Here is a 1,678-nt window from a genome sequence, read left to right on the forward strand (position 1 = left end):
TTCGGGTCGCTAAGGGTTTCAATATCTTTCTGCACCATCAGCACTTGTATCTTTGTCAGAAGGGCGGTCAAGATGCTGCTCACCGGTAGCCATAGATACACCGATATATAGCGAGAAAACCAAGCCGTCATCGACCCAGACAGTCCGTCCCATACGGCAATGCCGAAAACGACGGGTCCAAGAATGGAGAGCACAATCAGAATGAAAGTGCGCAGCGTGTCAATAATCAATCCCGCAGCGTGGAAGAGTATTTCCATGATGTCGTGAACACACTTTAAAATCCATTGTTTCATTTGGTAGGCAGAGCGTTCCGCATACATTCCCGCAATGGTTATGGCATCCTCCGGACCGACGATGCCCATCTCTTCAATCTTTTGGTCAAAGGCTTCATTCGATACCAAAAATGCCGTTTCGGGGTTGCGCAGATAGGCTTCCTCCTGCAACTTATCCCTTTGTGCTATAAGTTTGGCAAGTGTCCCCTCCTGCTTGTCCACCATCATTTCCGTACCCTTGACGATTGGGGAGAGTACGCCATTCATTGTGCCAAGCACTATCGTAGGGAAAAACATAATGCAAAAACCAATCACAAAGGGACGTAGGAGCGGAAACACGTCGATTGCCTCGGCACGGGCAAGCGAAGCCCATACCCTCAGTGCGATATAGAAGAGCGCACCCAAGCCCGCAATCCCCTTTGCCACACCTGTCATATCCGAACAAAGCGGCATCATCTCGTCATAGGTCGAGCGGAGCAAATCGTGTAAACTGGCAAAATCCATAAGTTTGTCCTTTCCTTACTTGATTACCAATAGCGGCTTGCCGTATTACCGTAGAGGGATTTTACCTCGCTCAGTTCTCCCTTCTCTCTGGCACGCACGAAGCTCACCGATATGTTCTTACGGGTATAGTAAGATACCAGCGAACGATATTCACGCAGCGTGGTATAGATATGGTCTATCTGCTGCATACGTTCGTGGTCGTTCATCGAGAACACATTGCTTTTGGCAACCGATTTGAGTTCTTTCAGGCTCTCGCCGCTCAATTCCAATAACTTGGTATAGCCGGAAGCCATTGCAGCAAGTTCCGAAGGACGGAAGTTCTTGTCTGAGAGCATCTTCTTGTACGAGGTAACGTAAATCTCCGAGATGTCGCCCACCATCAGGATACATTCTTTTACTTTATAGGCATCACCGATTAAGTTCTTGATCTTACGCAAATCGTCGTAATACTTCTTCGTGTCGTTGTAGAGCTTCTCCACTTCCTTGAATCCGTCCAAGGTGTTCTTCACCGTCTTCGAGGCGGTGGCGATTTCCTTGACGGAATTGGCGATGTTACCCGCAAAGTTGCCCGGGTCGGTTACTACCCATTGTGCGTGTGTCTGACCACCGCAGAATAAAGTCAAAGCGGTAAGTAGCATAAAAACTTGTTTTTTCATTGTTGTTGTCATATTTAAGTTGTTGAAAAATTACTTTCTTTTCTCCCGTTTTTCACTTGCCAACTGCCTGATAGCCGTTTCGATGTCGCCACCCAGCTGTTCCGCACGTTGCATCACCTCCACCTTTTCCGTCTCCTCGGTGGTATAGGTAAGGTATTCCTCCATGCTCACCTCTGTGGCATAGACGGCACTCTGCATACCGCCTAAACCTATCCACACCTCTTTATATAGTCGGTTGGTATCGTT

General features: G+C 48.0%; 2 protein-coding genes and 1 pseudogene. All 3 read right to left on the reverse strand.

The window, feature by feature from the left end:
* A partial coding sequence (gene traJ / locus HMPREF1640_RS12330) for a conjugative transposon protein TraJ (RefSeq protein ID WP_036885188.1) occupies positions 1-776 on the reverse strand: 776 nt, incomplete at its 3' end.
* 23 nt (positions 777-799) lie between these two features.
* On the reverse strand, positions 800-1,432 hold the full coding sequence (locus HMPREF1640_RS12335) for a DUF4141 domain-containing protein (protein ID WP_036895373.1): 633 nt from the start codon (positions 1,430-1,432) through the stop codon (positions 800-802).
* 30 nt (positions 1,433-1,462) lie between these two features.
* Positions 1,463-1,678, reverse strand: a pseudogene (locus HMPREF1640_RS12340) (TraG family conjugative transposon ATPase); the annotation flags it as partial.

This window comes from Prevotella sp. S7-1-8 (assembly GCF_000758925.1).
Classification (GTDB): domain Bacteria; phylum Bacteroidota; class Bacteroidia; order Bacteroidales; family Bacteroidaceae; genus Prevotella.

Bases quoted from the DNA above. Each gene is read 5' to 3' on its own strand.
- HMPREF1640_RS12335 (WP_036895373.1), bottom strand. From the start codon at position 1,432: ATGAAAAAACAAGTTTTTATGCTACTTACCGCTTTGACTTTATTCTGC.